This is a genomic window from Pseudomonas parafulva (assembly GCF_002021815.1).
Classification (GTDB): domain Bacteria; phylum Pseudomonadota; class Gammaproteobacteria; order Pseudomonadales; family Pseudomonadaceae; genus Aquipseudomonas; species Aquipseudomonas parafulva_B.
The window spans coordinates 1,059,454-1,083,397 of the sequence record NZ_CP019952.1; the positions used below are offsets into that span (position 1 = coordinate 1,059,454).

Consider the following 23,944-nt stretch of genomic DNA (forward strand, 5'->3'; position numbering starts at 1 on the left):
TTCTCCTCTATTCAATCGGGCTGAAGCACCGTATCCCTGGCCTCACCAAGCATCGCCGGATAATCCAGCGTGTAATGCAACCCACGGCTCTCCTTGCGCTGCATCGCCGAGCGAATCATCAACTCCGCCACCTGCGCCAAATTGCGCAACTCGATCAAATCCCGACTGACCTTGTAGTTGCTGTAGAACTCATCGATTTCATCCAGCAACAACCGCACGCGATGCTGGGCCCGTTGCAAACGCTTGCTGGTCCGCACGATCCCCACGTAATCCCACATGAAGCGCCGTAGCTCATCCCAGTTATGCGCGATGATCACATCCTCGTCCGAGTCCGTGACCTGGCTGGCGTCCCATCCCGGCAAGGCCTCAGGCATGCCCACATTTTCGAGGTTCGCCTGGATGTCGGCCGCCGCCGCCCGGCCGTAGACGAAGCACTCCAGCAGCGAGTTGCTGGCCATGCGATTGGCGCCATGCAGCCCCGTGAAGCTGGTTTCGCCAATCGCATACAGCCCCGGCACATCCGTGTGTCCTCTGTCGTCCACCATGACGCCACCACAGGTGTAATGCGCTGCCGGCACGACAGGTATTGGCTGGCGCGTGATGTCGATGCCAAAGCTCAGGCACCGCTCGTAAACGGTGGGGAAGTGGCTCTTGATGAACTCGACAGGCTTGTGCGAGATATCCAGGTAGACACAGTCCACCCCCAGGCGCTTCATTTCATGGTCGATCGCCCGCGCCACGATGTCGCGCGGGGCAAGCTCCTCGCGCGGGTCGAAGCGGGGCATGAAGCGCTCGCCGTTGGGCAGGCGAAGCAGGGCGCCTTCGCCACGCAGGGCCTCGGTGATCAAAAAGCTCTTGGCCTGCGGGTGATAAAGGCACGTAGGGTGGAACTGGTTGAATTCAAGGTTTGCGACCCTGCAGCCGGCCCGCCAGGCCATGGCGATACCATCGCCGCACGCGCCATCCGGGTTGCTGGTGTACAAGTACACTTTCGCCGCACCCCCCGTGGCCAGCACCGTGAACCGCGCACCGAACGTGTCCACCTGGCCCGTGTTGCGGTCCAGCACATAGGCGCCCAGGCAGCGCTCACCGTCCAAGCCCAAGCGCCGCTCGGTGATCAGGTCCACGGCCACACGCTGCTCCAGCAGCTCGATGTTCGGGCGCTGCCTGGCCTGGGCCAGCAAGGTGTTGAAGATGGCTGCGCCCGTGGCATCGGCGGCATGGATGATGCGCCGGTGGCTATGGCCACCTTCACGCGTTAGATGAAATTCGAAGCCTGCGTCGACGACACCGTGGGGCTCGTCCCGGGTGAACGGCACGCCTTGCTCGATCAGCCACTCGATGGCTTCGCGGCTGTGCTCCACGGTAAAGCGAACGGCGTCTTCGTGGCACAGGCCGCCGCCGGCATTGAGGGTGTCCTCTACATGGGACTGAATCGTATCGGCGTCATCGAGCACCGCCGCTACGCCCCCTTGGGCCCAGTAGGTCGAACCGCTGGCCAGGTCACCCTTGCTCAGCACCGCAATGCGCAGATTCGCAGGCAGGTTCAGGGCCAGGCTAAGGCCCGCTGCGCCGCTGCCGATAACCAGGACATCATGTTGGAATTGTTGGCTCATGTCAGGACACTAGTAATCTTCGGAAGGGGCACGGCACAATAGCCACGCGTCGATGGCATTGTGAAACTATCGTTTACTGGCTGGGTAGCCTTTATAGCAGCCTCGGGTGGCCCTTTTCCATGCCGCTCGCCCGGTAACGGCAGGCATTGTGGGAACTTTCCAGCGTGCCTGGAAATCCTATGAAGGCTGCCCGCACGCCAACAATTTGCCGCGGCGACGCAGGGCGGTAGCTCGACATTGGGCTCACCTGCGTATTCGTAACCTGATTATCGACGTTGTCGGCTGCTGCCGTACCGCGTCTTCCGTGCACGCCGCTCAAGGTCTGCAGGAAACTTGCTTGGAGGGGAGAACTTTTGCGCAAAGCCCGAGTCTATGGTTGCAAGCCTGAGCAATGGCCGCTGCAACACTCCTTCGAGTTCACCGAGGAGTGTTCATGCTAACCCAGGAAGAAGATCAGCAACTGGTCGAGCGCGTACAGCGCGGCGACAGGCGAGCTTTCGATCTATTGGTGCTGAAGTACCAGCACAAGATTCTCGGGTTGATCGTGCGGTTTGTCCATGACACCCACGAAGCCCAGGACGTAGCACAGGAAGCGTTCATCAAGGCGTACCGTGCGCTTGGTAATTTCCGCGGTGACAGTGCGTTTTACACGTGGCTGTACCGCATCGCCATCAACACGGCGAAGAACTACCTGGTGTCCCGTGGAAGACGGCCGCCAGACAGCGATGTGAGCTCCGAGGATGCGGAGTTTTACGACGGCGATCATGGCCTCAAGGATCTTGAGTCCCCGGAGCGCTCGTTGTTGCGGGATGAGATCGAAGGCACTGTCCATCGCACCATTCAGCAACTGCCAGAAGACTTGCGTACGGCGCTGACCCTGCGAGAGTTCGATGGCCTGAGTTACGAAGACATTGCCAGCGTCATGCAATGTCCAGTGGGTACCGTGCGCTCTCGGATCTTCCGCGCTCGGGAGGCCATTGACAAAGCCTTGCAGCCTTTGCTGCAGGAAACCTGAGACAGCGGCTACAGCCAAAAGAGGAACCGCCATGAGTCGTGAAGCTTTGCAGGAATCGCTGTCCGCGGTAATGGATAACGAAGCGGACCAACTGGAATTGCGTCGGGTATTGAACGCCGTCGACGATGCCGAAACCCGTGCCACCTGGTCGCGTTACCAGGTAGCCCGCGCAGCCATGCACAAGGAGCTGCTGCTGCCTAACCTGGACATCGCCTCGGCGGTATCCGCGGCACTGGCCGATGAGGCCGTACCTGCCAAGGCCAAGCAAGGCCCATGGCGCACTGTAAGCCGTGTGGCCGTTGCCGCGTCGGTTACCCTCGCCGTACTGGCAGGTGTGCGCCTGTACAACCAGGACGATATCACCGGTGCTCAGCTGGCTGCCCAGCAGCCTGTTCAGCAGGGTGTGACCGTGCCTCAGGCCCAAGGCCCTGCCGTGCTGGCCGGCTACAGCGAAAGCAGTGATCAGCCGACCGGCCCAATGGCCAACGGCGTGCTGCAGAACCAGGCTGGCTGGGATCAGCGCCTGCCAGGTTACCTGCGTCAACATGCCCAGGAGTCCGCTCTGAAGGGTTCTGAAACCGCCTTGCCTTACGCCCGCGCCGCCAGCCTGGAAAACCGCTAATTAGGGAGGCTCATGCGCGCGCTACCTCTCCTGTCGCTGCTGCTCGGCAGCTGCATGACGGTGCCAGCATTGGCAGCCAATTCTTCGCCCGAGGCGAACGAGTGGCTGAACAAGCTGGCACAGGCCGAGCAACGACAGAGCTACCTGGGCGCCTTCGTTTACGAACGCAACGGCAGCTTTTCAACCCACGATATCTGGCACCGTGTCCAAGAGGGCAAGGTCAGCGAGCGGCTGCTGCAGCTCGATGGCACCGCCCAGGAAATCGTGCGCGTCGATGGCAAGGTACAGTGCGTCAGTGGCGGGCTTGCCGAGGGTATCTCGGCGCCGCCCGACAGTGCGCCACGCCGCCTTGACCCCCTCAAGCTCATGAGTTGGTATGACCTGTCCGTGTCCGGCAAATCTCGCGTTGCAGGCCGGGACGCGGTGGTCGTGTCACTCTCGCCGCGTGATCAGCACCGCTATGGCTACGAACTGCACCTGGACCGTGTGACGGGCTTGCCGCTGCGCTCGCTGATGCTCAACGAGAAAGGTCAGTTGCTGGAGCGCTTCCAGATGACTCGGCTCGAAGCGCGTGTGCCAACCGACGACGATCTGCGCCCCAGTTCCGCCTGCAAGCCCGTGGTGGCGGCAGCCCCTGCCGGCGGGGCTGTGTCTGGGTGGCGTTCCGATTGGCTGCCTTCGGGGTTTGAAGTGGTCAATAGCACCATCCGCCGCGAACCTGGGCAGGGTGGCCCGGTCAGCACCTTGATGTATGACGACGGTCTGGCGCGGTTCTCTGTTTTCATCGAGCCTGTGAAAGGCGAGGCTGGCGCCGATGTGCGTACCCAGTTGGGCCCCACATCGGCGGTATCGCGGCGTCTGAGTACACCCAAGGGCCAGATGATGGTGACCGTTGTTGGCGAGATCCCGCTCGGCACGGCCGAACGCGTCGCCTTGTCGATGCGCCCTCAAGACGCCCAGGCGAGTCATTGATCGAAGGCTGATGGCGAGCGTTCTTGTGCAGAGCGTGGCTTTTTGAAATGAAATTAAAGCATTGTCATTTGCAATCTGACGGCAAATTTTCTATAGGTCAGGCTTCTGGGAGCCTGGCCATTGCTGCGTTGTGCAGGGTCGTTTTTTAATTACCGCTCGTTGTGACGGGAGCCGTATGTCAATACCTCGCTTGAAACCCTATCTATCGTTCTTCGCGGCCGTGCTGATGCTCGGGCAAGTGCTGACGGTCCAGGCTGAAGAAGCCTTGCCGGATTTCACGACACTGGTCGAGCAAGCCTCGCCTGCGGTCGTGAACATCAGTACCAAGCAGAAGCTTCCGGACCGTCGCATCGCTGCGGGTCAAATGCCGGATCTTGAAGGCCTGCCGCCAATGTTCCGCGAATTCTTCGAGCGCAACCTTCCGCAGCAACCGCGTGCGCCGCGTGGTGATCGCCAGCGTGAAGCGCAGTCACTGGGCTCGGGCTTCATCATCTCCAGCGACGGCTATGTGCTGACCAATAACCATGTAATCGCCGACGCCGACGAAATCATCGTGCGCCTGTCCGACCGTAGCGAGTTGCAAGCCAAGCTGGTCGGTACCGACCCGCGCACCGACGTCGCGCTGCTGAAGGTGGAGGGCAAGAACCTGCCTACCGTCAAGCTGGGGGATTCGGAAAAGCTCAAGGTCGGCGAATGGGTATTGGCCATCGGTTCGCCGTTCGGTTTCGACCACTCGGTGACCAAAGGTATCGTCAGTGCCAAAGGCCGCACGCTGCCTAACGACACCTACGTACCATTCATCCAGACCGACGTTGCGATCAACCCGGGTAACTCCGGGGGGCCGCTGTTCAACATGAACGGCGAAGTGGTGGGGATCAACTCGCAGATCTTCACGCGCTCCGGTGGCTTCATGGGCCTGTCGTTCGCGATCCCGATCGACGTGGCCATCGATGTCTCGAATCAGTTGAAGAAGGACGGCAAGGTCAGCCGCGGCTGGCTGGGCGTTGTCATCCAGGAGGTCAACAAGGACCTGGCTGAATCCTTCGGCCTGGACAAACCGGCCGGTGCGCTGGTCGCCCAGGTGCTTGAAAATGGGCCTGCTGCCAAAGGCGGCCTGCAGGTCGGTGATGTCATCCTGAGCATGAATGGCCAGCCAATCATCATGTCGGCCGACCTGCCGCACCTGGTAGGTGGCTTGAAGGATGGTGCCAAGGCCAAGTTGGACATCATTCGCAACGGTAAGCGTCAAACCCTCGATGTCAGCGTTGGCGCACTGCCAGACGACGATGCCGACATCGGTGCCGGTGCCGGCGACAGCAATGTCGAGCGCAGCAGCAATCGCCTGGGCGTCTCGGTGGCCGACCTTACTGCCGAGCAGAAGAAGTCCCTGGAGCTCAAGGGCGGCGTGGTCATCAAGGAAGTGCAGGATGGTCCGGCCGCGATGATCGGCCTGCGTCCGGGTGACGTCATCAGTCACCTGAACAACCAGGCCATCGGTTCGGCCAAGGAATTCACGCAGATCGCCAAGGAACTGCCGAAGAACCGCTCTGTGTCCATGCGCGTGTTGCGCCAGGGGCGCGCCAGCTTCATTACCTTCAAGCTCGCCGAGTAAGCGCGGCGGATACGGGAGGAGGGCAGCGACAGCTGCCCTTTTTCATGTGCAGTGAGACTCCCCTGCCAAGCTGCAGGTGACGGCCGGGCAGAGGAATCTCCCACATCCTGGCAGCTTCAGGTACAATTGCCGGCTATTTTTCGGCGGGCGTCCGGCTCGCAGCCTTTTCCGAGTGTTGACCCGTGAGTGATTTGAGTCATATCCGCAATTTCTCCATCATCGCCCACATCGACCATGGCAAGTCGACGCTGGCCGACCGTTTCATTCAACTGTGCGGTGGCCTGACAGCGCGCGAAATGGAAGCCCAGGTGCTCGACTCCATGGACCTGGAGCGCGAACGCGGGATCACCATCAAGGCCCACAGCGTCACGCTCAACTACAAGGCCCAGGACGGCAAGGTCTACCAGCTCAACTTCATCGATACCCCCGGCCACGTCGACTTCACCTATGAAGTCTCGCGCTCGCTGGCGGCGTGCGAAGGGGCGTTGCTGGTGGTCGATGCCGGTCAGGGCGTCGAGGCTCAGTCCGTCGCCAACTGCTACACGGCCATCGAGCAAGGCCTGGAAGTCATGCCGGTCCTGAACAAGATGGACCTGCCACAGGCCGATCCCGATCGCGTCAAGGACGAAATCGAGAAGATCATCGGCATCGATGCCACCGACGCTGTGGCCTGCAGTGCCAAGAGCGGCATGGGGGTGGACGAGGTGCTCGAGCGCCTGGTGCATACCATTCCCGCCCCGACTGGCGATATCGACGCGCCGCTGCAAGCCCTGATCATCGACTCCTGGTTCGATAACTACCTGGGGGTGGTCTCGCTGGTGCGCGTGCGCCACGGTCGCGTCAAGAAAGGCGACAAGATTCTGGTCAAGTCCACCGGCAAGCTGCACCTGGTCGACAGCGTGGGCGTATTCACGCCCAAGCACACCCAGACCGCCGACCTCAAGGCCGGCGAAGTAGGCTTCATCATTGCCAGCATCAAGGACATCCACGGTGCCCCGGTTGGCGATACCCTGACCCTGTCGTCCACTCCGGAAGTCGAAGTGCTGCCTGGGTTCAAGAAGATCCAGCCGCAGGTATACGCCGGCCTGTTCCCGGTCAGTTCCGATGACTTCGAAGACTTCCGCGATGCCCTGCAGAAGCTGACCCTCAACGATTCGTCCCTGCAGTACATGCCCGAAAGCTCCGACGCCCTGGGCTTTGGCTTCCGCTGCGGGTTCCTGGGCATGCTGCACATGGAGATCATCCAGGAGCGCCTGGAGCGCGAATACGACCTGGACCTGATCACCACCGCGCCCAGCGTGATCTACGAGCTGGAACTCAAGACGGGTGAAACCATTGTCGTCGACAACCCGTCGAAGCTCCCAGACGTCTCGTCGGTCACCGACTTCCGCGAGCCGATCGTGACCGCGACCATCCTGGTGCCGCAAGAACACCTGGGTAACGTGATCACCTTGTGTATCGAGAAGCGTGGCGTTCAGCGCGACATGCAGTTCCTGGGCAGCCAGGTGCAAGTGCGCTACGACATGCCGATGAACGAAGTGGTACTGGACTTCTTCGACCGCTTGAAGTCCACCAGCCGTGGCTATGCTTCGCTGGACTATCACTTCGATCGTTACCAGTCGGCCAACCTGGTCAAGCTGGATGTGTTGATCAACGGCGACAAGGTCGATGCCCTGGCATTGATCGTGCACCGCGACAACGCTGCCTACAAAGGCCGCGCGTTGACCGAGAAAATGAAGGAGCTGATCCCGCGGCAGATGTTCGATGTGGCGATCCAGGCAGCCATTGGTGGCCAGATCATCGCGCGTACCACTGTCAAGGCGCTCAGAAAGAACGTACTGGCCAAATGTTATGGCGGCGACGTCAGCCGTAAGAAGAAGCTGCTCGAGAAGCAGAAGGCCGGTAAGAAACGCATGAAACAGGTGGGCAACGTGGAAATTCCACAAGAAGCCTTCCTCGCCGTGCTCAGGTTGGATAGTTAGGTCCTATGTCGCTAAATTTCCCGCTGTTGCTCGTCATTGCCGTGTTCGTGTGCGGTCTGTTGGGCCTGATCGACCTTTTGTTCCTGGCGCCGCGCCGACGTGCGGCGATCGCCAATTACCAGGGCAGTGTCAGCCAGCCGGAACCGGCGGTGGTCGAGCGCTTGAACAAGGAACCCTTGCTGGTCGAATACGGCAAGTCGTTCTTCCCGGTGCTGTTCATCGTGCTGGTGCTGCGCTCGTTCCTGGTCGAACCGTTCCAGATTCCGTCGGGGTCGATGAAACCCACGCTGGAAGTGGGTGACTTCATCCTGGTGAACAAGTTCTCCTACGGCATCCGCTTGCCGGTGATCGACAAGAAAGTCATCGAGGTGGGCGACCCGCAGCGCGGCGACGTCATGGTGTTCCGCTATCCCAGCGACCCGAACGTCAACTACATCAAGCGCGTCGTCGGCTTGCCCGGTGACCAGATCCGCTACACCAACGACAAGCAGTTGTTTGTCAACGGTCAGCGGGTCGCCGAGCAACTGGTGGGTACCGAGCCTGGGACCCTGGGCAGCGCTCAGCTGTACAAGGAGAAGCTCGGTGCTGCAGAGCACCTGATTCGCAAGGAGATGAGCCGTTATCGCATGCCGCCGGACCAGCAATGGACGGTACCAGCCGGCCATTACTTCATGATGGGCGACAACCGCGACAACTCCAACGACAGCCGCTACTGGGATGACCCCAATATTCCCAAGGAACTGCACGGCATGGTTCCGGACCGCAACATCGTCGGCAAGGCCTTCGCCGTATGGATGAGCTGGCCTGAGCCGAAACTCAGCCACCTGCCTAACTTGTCGCGGGTCGGACTGATCCATTGATACCCTTCGGCGCTGTCCATACAGCGCCGAATGCTTTTCTGACATAGGCTGTGTCTCAGGGATGGGAGATTCGCCGCCCAGCGTGCGGTGACCATGGCCAAACCGTCTTTCAGGATGCTGATTTGAACAACGCGTTTAACAACGATCGGGTGGCCGCATGACTGCTTCCCTTACCCGCCTGGAGCGAAAGCTCGGTTACACCTTCAAGGACCAGGACCAGATGCTCCTGGCGTTGACCCACCGAAGCTATGCCGGACGCAATAACGAGCGTCTGGAATTCCTCGGTGACGCCATTCTCAACTTCGTCGCCGGCGAGGCGCTGTTCGAGCGCTTCCCTCAGGCCCGTGAAGGGCAGCTGTCACGGCTGCGCGCCCGCCTGGTCAAGGGCGAGACCCTGGCCCGTCTGGCCCGCGGGTTCGACCTGGGCGAATACCTGCGCCTGGGTTCCGGCGAGCTCAAGAGCGGGGGCTTTCGCCGCGAGTCCATTCTGGCCGATGCGCTGGAGGCCTTGATCGGGGCCATCTACCTGGACGCCGACATGGACACGGCCCGCGAGCGCGTGCTTGCCTGGCTGGCCAACGAGTTCGAAGGGCTGACCTTGGTCGATACCAACAAAGATCCTAAAACGCGCCTGCAGGAGTTCCTGCAATCGCGCAGTTGCGAGCTGCCGCGTTACGAAGTGGTGGATATCCAGGGCGAACCTCACTGCCGTACGTTCTTCGTCGAATGCGAAGTGGCGCTGCTGAATAACAAGAGTCGTGGCCAGGGTGTCAGCCGGCGTATCGCCGAGCAGGTAGCCGCTGCGTCCGCATTGATCGCCCTGGGCGTGGAGAATGGCAATGACTGAGAACACCACTACCCGTTGCGGCTACGTCGCCATTGTCGGTCGCCCCAACGTCGGCAAGTCGACCCTGTTGAACCACATCCTCGGTCAGAAGCTGGCCATCACCTCGCGCAAGCCACAGACCACGCGCCACAACATGCTTGGCATCAAGACCGAAGGCCAGGTGCAGGCCATCTACGTCGATACCCCCGGCATGCACAAAGCCAACGACAAGGCCCTGAACCGCTACATGAATCGCAACGCCTCGGCGGCCTTGAAGGACGTCGACGTGGTGATCTTCGTGGTGGACCGCACCCGCTGGACGGATGAGGACCAGTTGGTGCTCGAGCGCGTCCAGTATGTGACCGGCCCGGTGATCCTGGCGGTGAACAAGACTGACCGCATGGATGAAAAGGCCGAGCTCATTCCGCACCTTCAGTGGCTGCAAGGCCAGCTGCCCAATGCCGAGATCGTGCCCATTTCCGCACAGCAGGGCCACAACCTCGAGTCGCTCGAAGCGCTGATTGCCAAGCACCTGCCGGAAAACGAGCATTTCTTCCCGGAAGATCAGATCACCGATCGCAGCAGCCGCTTTCTGGCTGCCGAGCTGGTGCGCGAAAAGATCATGCGCCAACTGGGCGCCGAGCTGCCTTACCAGATCACGGTCGAGATCGAGGAGTTCAAGCAGCAGGGGCATGTGTTGCATATCCATGCACTGATCCTGGTCGAACGCGACGGGCAGAAGAAAATCATCATCGGCGACAAGGGTGAGCGCATCAAGCGCATCGGTTCCGACGCGCGCAAGGACATGGAAGTGCTGTTCGACGCCAAGGTGATGCTCAACCTCTGGGTCAAGGTCAAAGGCGGCTGGTCCGATGACGAGCGCGCCCTGCGCTCGCTGGGTTACGGCGACCTCTAAGGCTCACGCGGCCTGATGCGAGTACGCCCCGGTCGGTGCGTTCTCGCCAGCGTCTGCCTCATGCGGGCTGGTGAATTTCATGGAACAACCTGTCGGTCAGCCAGCCTACGTGCTGCACAGCCGTGCCTATAAGGAAACCAGCGCGCTGGTGGACTTCTTTACACCCCAGGGGCGCGTGCGTGCTGTGTTGCGCCGTGCGCGTGGCAAGGGTGGCAGCCTGGTGCGCCCCTTCGTGCCACTGGAGCTTGAGCTGCGCGGGCGAGGGGAGCTGAAGAACGTTGGCAGGCTGGAAACGGTCGGCATGGCACCCTGGCTGCATGGGGACGCTGTCTTCAGCGGTTTGTACCTCAATGAGTTGCTCATGCGCCTGCTACCGGCAGAGGCACCTTCGCCTGGATTGTTCGATCATTACGCGCAAACCTTGCAAGCCCTACTCGCCGGCCGCCCGCTTGAGCCGCTGTTGCGGGCTTTTGAATGGCGGCTGCTCGATGAGCTGGGTTACGCCTTCTCGCTGCACAGGGATGTCGTTGATCAGCCCATTGCCGCCGAGGGGCTGTACCGCCTGCGCGTGGACGCTGGGCTGGAGCGGGTCGAACTGTCCCAGCCTGGGCTGTTCGGTGGCACCGAGTTGCTGGCCCTGGCCGAGGCGGACTGGGAAACGCCAGGTGCTTTGCTGGCGGCCAAGCGCTTGATGCGCCAGGCCTTGGCCGTTCATCTGGGTGGCAAGCCGCTGGTCAGCCGCGAATTGTTTCGCAAGCGCTGATCACGACGTATGCTGTAGGGCTCAATCCAAGGAGAGCCTTTCGTGACTCACAGCAACCGCATGCTTCTCGGCGTGAACATCGACCATGTGGCCACCCTGCGCCAGGCCCGGGGTACGCGCTATCCAGACCCTGTCAAGGCGGCGCTGGATGCTGAAGAGGCGGGTGCCGACGGCATCACCGTGCACCTGCGCGAGGATCGCCGCCACATCCAGGAGCGCGACGTGCTGCTGCTCAAGGATGTATTGCAGACGCGCATGAACTTCGAAATGGGCGTCACCGAAGAGATGATGGCCTTTGCCGAAAAGATCCGTCCTGCACACATCTGCCTGGTACCTGAAACCCGTCAGGAACTCACCACAGAAGGTGGGTTGGATGTGGCAGGCCAGGAAGCGCGGATCAAGGCGGCCGTCGAACGCCTGTCGCGCATCGGCGCAGAAGTGTCGCTGTTCATCGATGCTGACGAACGCCAGATCGAGGCCTCGCACCGGGTGGGCGCGCCGGCCATCGAGCTGCACACCGGCCGTTATGCCGACGCGCAATCACCTACCGAAGTGGCCGAGGAGCTCAAGCGCATTGTCGATGGCGTTGCGTTTGGCATCGGGCAGGGCCTGATCGTCAATGCCGGTCACGGTCTGCACTACCATAACGTCGAGGCCGTGGCGGCCATCAAGGGCATCAACGAACTGAACATCGGCCACGCACTGGTCGCCCACGCATTGTTCGTGGGCTTCAAGGCCGCCGTTTCAGAAATGAAGACGTTGATCCTCGCGGCCTCGCGTTGAGCCAGTGGTTACTTGCGCGCCACCAGCGTGGCGCGACGCGGGGCAGGCAAGCCCTCGATGGTTTTGCCTGAATCGCTGGGGTCGAGGAAATCACTGAGCGACTGGTAGCGCATCCATTCGGTGCTGCGCTGTTCTTCCAGACTCGTGACACTGACATCCACGCAGCGCACATCACTGAACCCAGCCCGGCGCAGCCAGCGCTCCAGGGCTGGGACCGAGGGCAGGAACCACACGTTGCGCATCTGCGCGTAACGGTCCTCGGGCACCAGCACCTGTTGTGTGTCGCCTTCGATCACCAATGTTTCCAACACCAGCTCGCCGCCCTTTACCAGGCAGTCCTTGAGCGCCAGCAGGTGCTCGATAGGCGAGCGACGGTGATAAAACACCCCCATCGAAAACACCGTGTCGAAGCCTTCGAGGCTGGCAGGCAGGTCTTCCAGGGCGAAGGGGAGGTGCCAGGCGGGCAGGTCCGGCAAGTACCGTTGCACCGCCTGGAACTGACAGAAGAACAACCAGTTCGGGTCGATCCCGATGACCATGTCGGCGCCGGCGCCTAGCATGCGCCACTGGTAATAGCCATTACCGCAGCCAACATCCAGTACCCGCTTGCCCTTGAGGTCCAGGTGCGGTGCGACGCGCGACCACTTCCAGTCCGAGCGCCATTCGGTATCGACGTGCACGCCAAACAGATCGAAGGGGCCCTTGCGCCAGGGCGACAGCCCCATCAATGCCTGGCGCATCTGCACACGGCTGGCGTCATCGCAGTCGCAGTCCAGGCGTAATCCATTTACCAGGTCGATTTCGCTCGGTTGCAGCGCCGGAAGCGCGTCCAGTGCACCGCGCCAGCGGTCCAGGTCGCCATGACCTTTTTCCAGCTTGGTATCGAGCTGCGCCTGCAGGCCTTGCGACCATGCAGCCAGGGGGGTGCCCGCCAGGCGGCGCGCCAGAGGAGAAAGGTCGATCATGGTAGGGCTATCAACGAGGCAAAGTTAAGGCATTGGAACCAGGGCACCACCGTCGAGAACCCTGCATCGAGCAAGCGCTGGCGGTGGGTTTCCAGGGTGTCGGGCTTCATCACGTTATCGATGGCGCTGCGTTTCTGGGCAATTTCCAGTTCGCTGTAGCCGTTGGCACGCTTGAAGTCCAGGTGCAGGTCATTGAGCAGTGCCTGCGTGGTGGTGTCGGCAAAGCACAGCTTTTCCGAAAGAATCAGGGCACCGCCGGGTAGCAGTGACTGGCGGATGCGCGTCAATAGCGCCAGGCGCTGAGGGGGTGCGATGAACTGCAGGGTGAAGTTCATCGCTACCACCGAGGCCGGTTCGAACGCCAGGTTGAGGATGTCCGCTTCCAGCACCTCGACAGGCAACAACTCCTGGAACATCGAATCCTGGGCCGCGAGGTATTCCCGGCAGCGCTCGACCATGGCGGCGGAATTGTCCACGGCGATGACTCGGCAACCTTCCCCGCGCACGTGCCGGCGCAAGGCCTGCGTTACCGCACCGAGCGAGGCGCCCAGGTCATACAGCGCCGTACCGGGCTTGGCGAAGCGCGCGGCCAGTACGCCCACATTTTCGACAATGGTCGGGTAGCCCGGCACGGAGCGCTTGATCATGTCCGGGAACACGCGCACCACATCCTCGTTGAAAACGAAGTCGGGGACCTGCGCCAACGGTTGGGCGAAAAGACGATCGGGATCTGTGGTCACGGCGGGCTCGGGGCTGGGTAAAACGGGGCGCGCATTTTATCGAATGGCGGTTGATCTTGCCATGCCAGCTTGGCGCCGATTGGCCTGAACCATGCGTATGTAAGAGCAGGCACGCCCACGTACGTCAGCGCCGAGCGTTAGCGCACGACGACAGTGCAATCGAAGGTTTGCACAGGCGCCACCTGCGTAGCCCAGGGCTGCTGGTAGACCAGCTTCAATGCCGCCTTGCCGGGTTGATCGGCCTGATAGCGCCACGTCGAGAGGCCTTCGTTGCCGACCACATCCTCCTGATCAGGCGCGCTGTAGACCTCAGGCCCGAGACTGACGAGCACAGGCGTGGCTGCGGCTTCCACGCGCCAGCGGTAGCCAGTGGAAGGGTTGCTGGGTAGGGTCAAGTTCAACACTTGCCCTTTTTCAAGGTAGACCGGGCACTCACTGTCGGCATCCAGAGTGACAGGCTCGAACCCATGTTGGGCGCAGGCGGTTAGCAGGGTCAGCCCCAATGGGGCAAGAAGGCGTGAGGTGGACATAGGGGCTCCACGGGTTGTCGAACGCCCGAGGATAACCGATTAAGCGCCACGGCAGTCATACCAAGTTACGAGTGAACCAGGGGCTGTGGCACAGCCCCTGTTCCTGGGCTTTAGAAAAGCACTTTCGCGACATCTGCAAAGCGCTTGGCGAAATGCACCGTCAACCCTTCACGCAGGTATTCGGGCAGCTCCTCGAAATCGCCGCGATTGGGTTCGGGCAGGATCAGCTCGTGGATCTTCTGCCGACGGGCCGCGATGACCTTTTCGCGCACCCCACCGATAGGGAGCACCTGCCCAGTCAAGGTCAGCTCGCCGGTCATGGCCACGCCTTTCTTCGGTGCCTGATCCCTTGCCAAGGACAGCAACGCGCTGGCCATGGTGATGCCGGCGCTCGGACCGTCCTTCGGCGTGGCGCCCTCCGGTACATGCAGGTGAATGAACGCTTCGTTGAAGAACGCCGGGTCGCCGCCAAACTGCTTGAGGTTGGAGCTGACATAGCTGTACGCGATTTCAGCCGATTCCTTCATGACGTCGCCGAGCTTGCCGGTGAGTTTGAAACCGCGGTTTAGCGTATGAATGCGCGTCGCTTCGATCGGCAGGGTCGCACCGCCCATGCTCGTCCAGGCAAGGCCTGTGATCACACCCTTGCCCGCCAGCACCTGCTCGCTGCGGAACACCGGCATGCCCAATGCACCTTCAAGGTCCTTTGGTCCGATCTTGAGCTTAGCGGTAGGGTCTTCAAGCAGCTTCACCACGGCCTTGCGCACGAGTTTGCCCAACTGTTTTTCCAGCTGTCGCACGCCGGCTTCACGGGCATAGCCTTCGATCACCAGGCGCAAGGCGCTGTCGGTGATGCTCAGGCTGCTTTTGGCCACGCCCGCCTTGGCCAGTTGCTTGGGCCAGAGGTGGCGTTTGGCGATCGCCAATTTTTCTTCGGTGATGTACCCGGACAGGCGAATGACCTCCATGCGGTCAAGCAGCGGGCCGGGGATGGAGTCCAGGGTGTTGGCGGTGCATACGAACAGCACTTTGGACAGGTCCAGGCGCAGGTCCAGGTAATGATCGAGGAAGTCGACGTTCTGCTCGGGGTCCAGGGTTTCCAATAGCGCCGAGGCAGGGTCGCCCTGGTAGCTTTGTCCCATCTTGTCGATTTCATCGAGCATGATGACCGGGTTCATCACCTCCACATCCTTCAGGGCTTGTACCAGCTTGCCGGGCTGGGCCCCGATGTAGGTGCGGCGATGCCCCTTGATCTCGGCTTCGTCGCGCATGCCGCCCACGCTGAAGCGATAGAATGGGCGGCCCAACGATTCGGCGATGGACTTGCCTACGCTGGTCTTGCCCACGCCTGGCGGGCCTACCAGCAGCACAATGGAGCCACTGATCTCGCCTTTCCATGCCCCAACGGCCAGAAACTCGAGGATCCGTTCCTTGATATCGTCCAGTCCCGCATGATGCTGGTCGAGCAGCTTGCGAGCGTGCTTGAGGTCGAGCTTGTCATCGCCGTAGATACCCCAGGGCAGGGCTGTCGCCCAATCCAGGTAGTTCCGGGTCACGGCGTATTCGGGCGAACCTGTTTCCAGGATCGCCAGCTTGCCCATCTCTTCATCGATGCGCTTGCGTGCCTGATCCGGCAGGGTCTTGCCTTCGAGCCGCTGCTCGAACTGCTCCAGATCCGCGCTGCGATCATCCTTGGTCAACCCCAGTTCCTGCTGGATGACCTTCAGTTGTTCCTTGAGGAAGAACTCGCGCTGATGCTCGCCGATCTGCCGGTTCACCTCGGCGGAAATTTCATTTTGCAGGCGAGCGACTTCGACTTCCTTGCGCAGCATGGGCAGCACTTTTTCCATGCGCTTGAGCATGGGCACGCAGTCGAGCACCTCCTGAAGCTGGCTGCCGGTCGCCGAGGTCAGTGCGGCGGCGAAGTCGGTCAGCGGGGAGGGGTCGTTGGGACTGAACCGGTTGAGGTAGTTCTTCAACTCTTCGCTGTACAGCGGGTTGAGGGGCAGCAGCTCCTTGATCGCGTTGATCAGGGCCATGCCATAGGCTTTGACCTCGTCGGTGGGGTCGGCCGGTTGGCGCGGGTAATCGACTTCAACCAGGTAGGGCGGACGATGGTGCTTGAGCCAGGTCCGAATACGTACCCGCGTCAAGCCCTGGGCCACGAACTGCAACTTGCCGTTTTCCCGGCTGGCATGGTGCACCTTGACCAGGGTGCCGTACTCCGGGAGGGCCTTGGTGTCGAAATGGCGGTGGTCTTCAGGCGGCGTGTCCATGAAGAACAGCGCCAGGCAGTGGTCGGGAGACTTGGCCACCAAGTCCAGCGTCTCGGCCCACGGCTCCTCGTTGACGATGACCGGTAGCACCTGTGCCGGGAAGAATGGGCGGTTGTGAATGGGGATCACATAGACCTTGTCCGGCAGTTGCTGTCCAGGCAGGGCCAAGGCATGGCCGGTTATCGGCTGGCTACTGGTGTGTTCGACTTCGTTGGAATCGTCGGCGTGTTCAGGGTAATCCTGCTGGTCGCTCATGGGGCACCTGCGTGAATGACTATGGTGCTTAGATGGGGCAAGGCAGGAAGGGTTTCAAGCCGCTGCCGGGCAGTGGCGCGCGCGCATGAAAAAGCGGAGCCCGTCAGGCTCCGCTTTTTGTGACACCGTGCCGGTTACTCGGCGAGTTTGTAGGCGATGATGTAGTCGCCCATCTTGGTGCCCAGCGAGCCGTGACCGCCGGCCACGATCAGCACGTACTGCTTGCCGTCCTTGCCGGTGTAGGTCATTGGAGTGGCCTGGCCGCCTGCTGGCAGGCGGGCTTTCCACAATTCCTTGCCGTTGTTGACGTCATAGGCGCGCAGGTACTGGTCCAGCGTACCGCTCAGGAAGCCTACGCCGCCGGCGGTGACGATCGAGCCGCCCATGCTGGGTACGCCAACCGGCAGGCCGATCGGCACCGGCGTGCTGTCGCGGGTGGTGCCGTTCTTGTGCTTCCAGACCACCTTGTTGGTGAACAGGTCGATGGCGGCTACATAGCCCCAGGCAGGCGCCTGGCACGGCACGCCCAGCGGCGACATGAACGGGTGCATGGTCACGGCATAAGGTGCGCCGGTGTTCGGTTGCACGCCGCTGGTCTCGCTCTCACGCTTGCTACCGTCAGCAACCTGCTCACGGGGGATCATCTTGGAGACGAACGCCATGTAGTTGGGCGATGTGAACAGCAGTTGGCGCACCGGGTCGACCGAGACACTGCCCCAGTTGAACACACCTACGTTGCCTGGGTAGATCAGCGAGCCCTGCTCGGACGGCGGGGTGTACTGGCCTTCGTAGCGCAGTTCGCGGAACTGGATGCGGCACAGCATCTGGTCGAACGGCGTGGCGCCCCACATGGCCTGTTCGGTCAGCTCAGGGCCGAGCAGATTGAGGTCCGAACGGGCCTGAGTTGGCGAGGTGTGATCGCCCTTGACCGCGCCTTGTGGCGTCGGGATTTCACGGATCGGCACGATCGGCGTACCGTCACGACGGTCCAGCACGTACAGGCTGCCCTGCTTGGTCGGCACGATGACCGCTGGCTTGACGCCATCGTCGGTCTTCAGCGATACCAGGGTAGGCTGGCTGCCCACGTCCATGTCCCACAGGTCATGGTGGGTGAACTGGTAGTTCCAGCGTGCCTTGCCGGTCGCCAGGTCCAGTGCGACCACGCCGGCGCTGTATTTCTCGGCGCCTGGCGTACGGTCAGCACCCCATTGGTCCGGCGTCTGGTTGCCCAGTGGCAGGTAGATCATGCCCAGGTCTTCGTCGACGCTGGCAATCGACCACATGTTGGCCGAGTTGCGGCTGTACATCTTGCCCGGTGCCAGTGGTGCGGTGTCGTCGGGGTTGTTGCTGTCCCAGTTCCACACCAGGCGGCCGTCGTGTACGTCGTAGGCGCGGATCACGCCGGACGGCTCGCTGGTCGATTCGTTGTCGGTCACGTGACCGCCAATGATCACCAGATCGCGAGTGATGGCCACAGGCGACGTGGAGTAGTAGCCACCTGGCGTGAATGGCCCAAGACCGGTGGTCAGGTCGACGCTGCCCTGGTTGGCAAAGCCTTCGCAGACCTTGCCGTTGTCGGCATTGATGGCGATCAGGCGTGCGTCGGCAGTTGGCAGATAAAGACGGCGCGGGCAGGCCTGAGCCACGGCCTTGCCAGCCTCGCTGATAGTAGGCGCAGGGCTACCGTCAAGGCTTACGTAGCGGTTTTCGTCATAGTACGAAACGCCACGGCAAGTCATGTGGGCGAAACCCTTGAAGGTGCCTACCGGGCTTTTGATCTGCGGGTCGTAGCGCCAGATTTCAGCACCGGTATCCGGATCCAAGGCCAGCACGCGGCTGTGCGCGGTGCAGGCATAGAGCATGCCGTTGGCCTTGAGCGGCGTGTTTTCGTTGGTCAGTTCCACCGGGTCGTTGTCACTGGGCAAATCGCCGGTGCGGATACGCCAGGCCTCTTCAAGGCGATGGGCGTTTTGCGCGGTGATCTGGCGCAGCGGTGAGTAACGGTCGCCGTGCTCGGTGCGGCCGTAGGCATGCCACTCGCCGTCGGGCATGGCCGGGGCGGTGCTGGCCATTTCGCTGGTGTCGCGACCCAGTTCGCCATACACCTCACCGGGGTGGGTGAACTGACTGGCGACGGCGCAGGCACCCGAAGCCACCACGGCAACGGTGAGCAGCGCCGTGTTGGCTTTGCTGGCTGGCCCGATCAACGGGCGGCGCGACCAGGGCAGCAACAGCACCACGCCGATGGCGAACCAGAGGGCCAGACGCGGCACCAGTTGCCACCAGTCCAGGCCCACTTCGAGCAGTGCCCAGACCGTACTGCCCAACAATACGACGGCGTAGACACCCAGGCCGATACGGCGCTGGGCCAGCAGCAGGGCGCCAGACACGGCAAAGCCGATGCCGGCGATCAGGTAATACAGCGACCCGCCCACCTGACTCAACTTGATGCCGCCGGCCAGCAGTGCCAGCCCCATCAACAACAGCAGGACGCCGATCAGGCGGGGGAGCCAGCGGCTTCCCGTTTTGGCACCTTCAGTGCTCATCGCATGTTCTCCGTTTGGTATGTGTTTTTAGAAAGTGCTTTGAATCTTCAAGCCGCCGACCAGGGCGTTGTCGACCTGCGACACGCCTCCGGGGTGGCGGATGTATTGCAGGTTAGGTCGCACCGTGAGCCAGTCGGCAAGATGGATGCCGTAATACAGCTCAGCGCTGTATTCGGTGTCCTGTACGGGTAAGAAGCCTGGGTTGTCATAGTCGTAAAGCCCAGCGGCCTTGTTGGCCAGCCGAGCATTCTTGCGATAGGCCGGGTTGACATGCACACGGGCGATTGCAAGGCCGATGTCGTCCTTGGCCCGCCTGTCGAACGGCCCTTTGAATACCAGTCCAGCCTGCACATAGTTGTCGATGGCATTGGTTTTCTTGTCATGCATCGTGGCGTTGGCGAATACGCTCAAACCACGCCAGCCGTCCGATGCCAGCGCAGTCACCTGCTGCTGGGCGCCCAGCCACACGCCGTGCTTGCTTGAGCTGCTGCGGTAGGCGGCACCGCTGATCGCTGCCGCCTGCCCGTCGTTATCCTTGAGTACATCGCTTGCCTTGGCATTACTGTAGTAGTACCCGGCGCGATATTCCCCCTTCATGCCTTTGATGCGCGGGCTCCACACCAGTTCGATTGGCATGACGGCGCCCTGGGTGCCACTGCCGCTGAGTTTGAAGCCGTTGCCCGAATCCAGGTTGGACGGGTTCTGCTCGAATACGCCAACCTGGGCGAAGAGGCTGTCGCTGAGGTTGTAACGCACGCGCAAGGCCCACTGGCTGACGGGCCAGTTGTACCAGATGCCGCCTACCCAGTTGCCCACCTGAGAGCCACAGAAGGCCAGGTTCTGGAAGTCGCAGGGGAAGCTATTGAAGTCTTCGCCTTCGCCAAAGCGGCCAAACTTGACGTCCAGCGCGCCGTCGAAATAGTTCTGCTTGACCCATAGCTGCGTCAGGCGCCAAGTCTGGCCGCGGCCCCATACCTCCTGCGCCGAGGTGAAGCCACCCACGCGGGGGTCATTGATGCGGTCGTTGCTGATGTTCTGGCCGTGGCGCTCGGTGACCGTGAGCTGGAATTCGGCGTCGTGCCAGCCGAAGATCTTTTCCAGGTCCATGTGGCTGCCGAAGGTGAACTGATCACTGTAGCGGGCAGTGCGGTCGTGGCCGTAGCCACCGCGCAGGTTGCTACCCATTTCGCCTGTGTAGCCCAAGGTGAAGTCGTAACCCTGGTCAAGCAAGGCGGTACGGTGCCCGGCCCAGTCACCAAACATCCAGGGAGAGTCACTGGCAAATGGCTCGTTGGCATGGGCTGCGTTGGCCAGGGTCGCCAGGGCGAGGCCGAGGTAGCAGGATTTTGGCAGTTGAAGCATGAGGTAGCGCTATCTTCTGGTTGTTGGAAAAACGGCAAGCGCATCGACAGGCAGCCCTGGCAATGGGTTGACGAAAAAGGGGGTTGGGTGAAGCGATTCAGCTTGCGGCGGGGAGGATATAGGGTAAAGCGCGGGAAAAAAAGACAAAATGTCGCAGTGCATTGTTACCCCTTGAGTAACAGTGCGGCTGAATGGGGCGGATGACGCCCCATGCGTCCCATCATGGCGAGCGGGCTACCTCAGAAGGTGGTGCGCAGGCCGACTTCCACGCTTCGTCCCGGCGCAGGTGCGATATCGCGCAGGATCGAGCTGGCATAACGCACCGTCTGATCCGTCAGGTTCTCGCCACGCACGAATGCCAGCCACTGGCTGTGGCCCACGTCGAAGCGATACCCCACGCTGGCGCCCAGGGTGGTATAGCCATCGGTGCGGGTTTCATTGGCCGGCTTGCGGTGTTGAGCGGCGGCGTGCTCAACGTCCACCCGCGCCTGCCAGCGGTCAAGCTCCCACACCAGCCCGCTGTTCAAGCGCAACGGTGCGATTCGTGGCAGGGGCTCGCCGGAATCGAGGTTCTTGGCACGGGTATAGTCACCCGACAGCTCAAGCGCAAAGCTGCCATAGCGGTTCTGCGCCAACTGCCACCGGTCTTGCGCTTCGATGCCGTAGAAGCGGGCTCGAACACCTTGGTACTGGTATTCGGGAATGCCGTCATGGTCATGATCATGGTCTTCGCCTTCATGCTCATGATCGTGACCTTCGCGCAGGTTGCCGGTGCCGATCAGGCCGATATAGTTGCGAAAATGGCTGTAGAAAACGCCCACGCTGCCTTTGTGCGTGCCGTTGTCAAAGCGCAGTGCCAAGTCCCCCGAGAACGCTTTTTCCTTGCTCAGGCTGGCATCGCCCACTTCATAGGCACCGGTGGCCACATGCGCGCCGTTGGCATAGAGCTCATAAAAGGTGGGCGCCCGCTCGGTGTAGCCCAGGTTGGCGGCGAGCGACCAGATCGAGTCAAGTTGATACACGGCGCCCGACGACAGGCTAAAGGCATTGAAGCTACTGGCGCTGTCGGCTTCTGCAAACTGCGCGTTACCCTTGCCGTCCGGGTCGACGCGGGTGTGTTCCATCCGAGCCCCGAGGCTCAAGTCCAACCGATCAGTGGCGTGCCATTGCTCCAGCAAGAACAGTGCAAAGGTGTCGGTATCGGTATGCGGCACGAACGCTTCTTCGCCCAGGGCTGAGAATTCGTTGCGGCTGACTTGCGCGCCCAGCACGCCTTCGACGGGACCCAGGGGTTGGTGGCGGGCCTCGACACGGGCCTCGTAGCCCTTGTTCTTGAACGTGGTGTGGACTTCGCCTTCTTCGATTTCACGGTGCTGGTAATCGGTATACCCGGCATCGAGCTTCACCGAGCTGAACGGGCCGTCCAGGTCGCGAAACTGCGAGGCGAAAGCATAGTGGTCCTGCTCCATGTCCAGCCGAACGCCGGGCTCGGCCACCGAACCGTAGTTACTGTCATAACGGCTGTAGGACAGGCCAGCATAACCGTGGTCCCAGTGATAGGCACCGCCCAGCGCGCCGCCGTCCTGGCGACCGTCGCTGTTTTCCAGGCGATGCTTGCTGCCTGGGGTGTCGGCATCGCGTACCTGAGCGCTGCGAGCAAAGCCTGGGATGCGCAAGTCATTGTACTGACGGGCATTGGCATCCACGTGCAAAGCGAAGGCGCCGTTGCCGGCCTCCAGCTTGCCGGCACTGCTGCGTGTGGTGTCGGCGCCACCGTAGCGCAACTCGCCGGCTCCCTGGATGCCGTCGATAGGGGTATCAGGAATGCGGTTGTCGAACGTGTTCACCACGCCACCAATGGCATTGCCACCATACAGCAGGGCAGCGGGGCCCCGGACGATCTCGATGCGTTCGACGGTGACGGGGTCAAGGGGCACGGCGTGGTCGTAGGACAACGACGAGGCATCCAGCGCGCCTACGCCATTGCGCAGCAGGCGAATGCGATCCCCGTCCAGGCCTCGGATGATCGGGCGGCTGGCCCCTGGCCCGAACCAAGTGGAGGCCACACCTGGCTGTCGGTTCAGGGTTTCCCCCAGGCTGCTGTGCTGTTGTTGCAGCAGGTCGGTGCCTTCCAGCACCGTGCTGGGGCTGGCCAACTGGGCGCTGCCTAGCGGGTTGGCAGTGATGACTTGGGGCGAAAGTTCAACCCCCTGACTGTAGGAGGTGACCATGCAAAGTGCGAGTGCAAGCGGAGACAGGCGAAGCGGTGAGTGCACCATGAGCTGTAGCGATCCTTGGCAGAGATGTTAATTGTTACAATATAACATCTCTATTTCAGCACAGCCGTGTCCCACGCCGCCAGCCTTATTTGTCCAGCGCAGGGTGCGCGACGATGCCTGCACTGGTGTAAGGTGCGCATCTTTGTACCGGAGCCTTGGCATGAGCACTGCCCAACACAACGCGTTGCACGGTAAGACCCTCGAGCAGATCCTCACCGAGCTGGTCGCCCACTATCAATGGCAGGGGCTGGCCGAGCGCATCGATGTGCGCTGCTTCAAGAGCAACCCGACGGTCAAGTCGAGCCTTACCTTTCTGCGCAAGACCCCATGGGCCCGCGAGAAGGTCGAGCAGCTGTACATCAAGCTGCAGCGCCAGGCCTGACATGCGGCGTCACCCGTGGTTGAGCACCCTGGCCATGCTGGGCTGGCTGGGCCTGAGCGTGCAGGTGTACTTGGTGTTGTGGGGGCGATGGCAGGAGCAGGCGAGCCTGATAGGTGGGCTGATCAACGTGTTCGGCTACTTCACGGTGCTGACCAATACGCTGGTGGCCACTGTCCTGAGCTACGCCGCATTTGGCCGGGAAGGGGCGAGCAAGCGCTTTTTCCTGTCTCCTGTGGTCAGCTCGGCAGTGGCGGCGAGCATCGTGCTGGTGGCGTTGGCGTATAGCCTGTTGTTGCGCCATCTGTGGCAGCCGGAGGGTTGGCAATGGTTGGCAGACGAGCTGTTGCATGACGTCATGCCAGCGCTTTACGTCTTGTATTGGTGGTTCGAGGTGCCCAAGGGGCGGTTACGGCTGCACCACCTTGGGTTATGGGCGTTCTATCCTGCCGTCTATTTCGCCTATGCGTTGTGGCGCGGCAGTGAGATTGGCGTCTACGCCTATCCTTTCATCGACGTCGCCACCTTGGGGTACGGCCAGGTGATGATCAATGCGCTGGGTGTGCTGGCAGGGTTTTGGGCAATCGCCGGGGTGCTGCTCATTCTGGACAGGTGGCGGGCGGGGTGAGCAAGGGCATGCCGTCA

20 protein-coding genes are annotated in these 23,944 nt (G+C 61.6%); 12 read left to right on the plus strand and 8 right to left on the minus strand.

All coding sequences use genetic code 11. The features are described from left to right. Positions 1-11: 11 nt before the first annotated feature. Positions 12-1,616 (minus strand): L-aspartate oxidase, encoded by a 1,605-nt coding sequence (gene nadB / locus B2J77_RS04730; RefSeq protein ID WP_078478082.1) that lies wholly within the window; start codon positions 1,614-1,616, stop codon positions 12-14. A gap of 433 nt (positions 1,617-2,049) precedes the next feature. Between nadB and rpoE the strand changes: the two genes are divergently transcribed. The 10 genes from rpoE to pdxJ all read left to right on the plus strand — a co-directional run bounded on the left by rpoE (position 2,050) and on the right by pdxJ (position 11,967). Beyond that, positions 2,050-2,631 carry an RNA polymerase sigma factor RpoE gene (gene rpoE / locus B2J77_RS04735; RefSeq protein ID WP_003252049.1) on the plus strand — a complete coding sequence of 194 codons (582 nt, stop codon included), beginning with the start codon at positions 2,050-2,052 and terminating at the stop codon, positions 2,629-2,631. Positions 2,632-2,662: 31 nt separating this feature from the next. Further along, entirely contained in the window at positions 2,663-3,253 is a 591-nt protein-coding gene (locus B2J77_RS04740; protein WP_023535291.1) for a sigma-E factor negative regulatory protein, read from the plus strand. A gap of 12 nt (positions 3,254-3,265) precedes the next feature. Beyond that, on the plus strand, positions 3,266-4,225 hold the full coding sequence (locus B2J77_RS04745) for a MucB/RseB C-terminal domain-containing protein (protein WP_058639318.1): 960 nt from the start codon (positions 3,266-3,268) through the stop codon (positions 4,223-4,225). A gap of 226 nt (positions 4,226-4,451) precedes the next feature. After that, positions 4,452-5,837, plus strand: a complete 1,386-nt coding sequence (locus B2J77_RS04750) for a DegQ family serine endoprotease (protein ID WP_372239223.1) — start codon at positions 4,452-4,454, stop codon at positions 5,835-5,837. A gap of 182 nt (positions 5,838-6,019) precedes the next feature. Then, positions 6,020-7,819: a translation elongation factor 4 gene (gene lepA / locus B2J77_RS04755; RefSeq protein WP_058639316.1), complete on the plus strand. Its 1,800-nt coding sequence runs from the start codon at positions 6,020-6,022 to the stop codon at positions 7,817-7,819. Positions 7,820-7,824: 5 nt separating this feature from the next. After that, on the plus strand, positions 7,825-8,679 hold the full coding sequence (lepB, locus tag B2J77_RS04760) for a signal peptidase I (RefSeq protein WP_058605209.1): 855 nt from the start codon (positions 7,825-7,827) through the stop codon (positions 8,677-8,679). A 157-nt stretch (positions 8,680-8,836) separates the two neighbouring features. Further along, on the plus strand, positions 8,837-9,526 hold the full coding sequence (rnc, locus tag B2J77_RS04765) for a ribonuclease III (RefSeq protein ID WP_078478083.1): 690 nt from the start codon (positions 8,837-8,839) through the stop codon (positions 9,524-9,526). Further along, positions 9,519-10,421 carry a GTPase Era gene (gene era / locus B2J77_RS04770; RefSeq protein WP_058605208.1) on the plus strand — a complete coding sequence of 301 codons (903 nt, stop codon included), beginning with the start codon at positions 9,519-9,521 and terminating at the stop codon, positions 10,419-10,421. The genes rnc and era overlap by 8 nt, the downstream gene beginning before the upstream one ends. Positions 10,422-10,500: 79 nt before the next feature. After that, complete coding sequence (gene recO / locus B2J77_RS04775) at positions 10,501-11,184, plus strand: DNA repair protein RecO (RefSeq protein WP_058639314.1); 684 nt, start codon at positions 10,501-10,503, stop codon at positions 11,182-11,184. Positions 11,185-11,244: 60 nt separating this feature from the next. Then, positions 11,245-11,967 carry a pyridoxine 5'-phosphate synthase gene (pdxJ, locus tag B2J77_RS04780; protein ID WP_230377170.1) on the plus strand — a complete coding sequence of 241 codons (723 nt, stop codon included), beginning with the start codon at positions 11,245-11,247 and terminating at the stop codon, positions 11,965-11,967. A gap of 8 nt (positions 11,968-11,975) precedes the next feature. Here pdxJ and cmoB read toward each other — a convergent pair whose 3' ends face one another. From cmoB to B2J77_RS04815, 7 genes are all read right to left on the minus strand, one after another. After that, entirely contained in the window at positions 11,976-12,932 is a 957-nt protein-coding gene (gene cmoB, locus B2J77_RS04785) for a tRNA 5-methoxyuridine(34)/uridine 5-oxyacetic acid(34) synthase CmoB (RefSeq protein ID WP_078478084.1), read from the minus strand. After that, positions 12,929-13,672, minus strand: a complete 744-nt coding sequence (gene cmoA / locus B2J77_RS04790) for a carboxy-S-adenosyl-L-methionine synthase CmoA (RefSeq protein WP_078478085.1) — start codon at positions 13,670-13,672, stop codon at positions 12,929-12,931. The genes cmoB and cmoA overlap by 4 nt, the downstream gene beginning before the upstream one ends. Positions 13,673-13,809: 137 nt before the next feature. Further along, positions 13,810-14,202 carry a protease inhibitor I42 family protein gene (locus B2J77_RS04795; protein WP_058639310.1) on the minus strand — a complete coding sequence of 131 codons (393 nt, stop codon included), beginning with the start codon at positions 14,200-14,202 and terminating at the stop codon, positions 13,810-13,812. Positions 14,203-14,312: 110 nt separating this feature from the next. Next, the gene (gene lon / locus B2J77_RS04800; protein WP_058605200.1) at positions 14,313-16,733 is read right to left on the minus strand and encodes an endopeptidase La; all 2,421 of its coding nucleotides are present in this window, start codon (positions 16,731-16,733) and stop codon (positions 14,313-14,315) included. A gap of 134 nt (positions 16,734-16,867) precedes the next feature. After that, the gene (locus B2J77_RS04805) at positions 16,868-19,279 is read right to left on the minus strand and encodes a glucose/quinate/shikimate family membrane-bound PQQ-dependent dehydrogenase (RefSeq protein ID WP_058639309.1); all 2,412 of its coding nucleotides are present in this window, start codon (positions 19,277-19,279) and stop codon (positions 16,868-16,870) included. A gap of 27 nt (positions 19,280-19,306) precedes the next feature. After that, positions 19,307-20,641, minus strand: a complete 1,335-nt coding sequence (locus tag B2J77_RS04810; RefSeq protein ID WP_078478086.1) for a carbohydrate porin — start codon at positions 20,639-20,641, stop codon at positions 19,307-19,309. Between the two features lie 239 nt (positions 20,642-20,880). Continuing rightward, a complete protein-coding gene (locus B2J77_RS04815; protein ID WP_078478087.1) occupies positions 20,881-22,920 on the minus strand; it encodes a TonB-dependent receptor in 2,040 nt (679 codons plus the stop codon). Between the two features lie 160 nt (positions 22,921-23,080). On the opposite strand from B2J77_RS04815, the gene B2J77_RS04820 reads away from it, so the two are divergent. Next, positions 23,081-23,302: a VF530 family DNA-binding protein gene (locus B2J77_RS04820; protein ID WP_027915371.1), complete on the plus strand. Its 222-nt coding sequence runs from the start codon at positions 23,081-23,083 to the stop codon at positions 23,300-23,302. A 1-nt stretch (position 23,303) separates the two neighbouring features. Further along, complete coding sequence (locus B2J77_RS04825) at positions 23,304-23,927, plus strand: Pr6Pr family membrane protein (RefSeq protein WP_058605196.1); 624 nt, start codon at positions 23,304-23,306, stop codon at positions 23,925-23,927. The last annotated feature ends 17 nt before the right edge of the window (positions 23,928-23,944 follow it).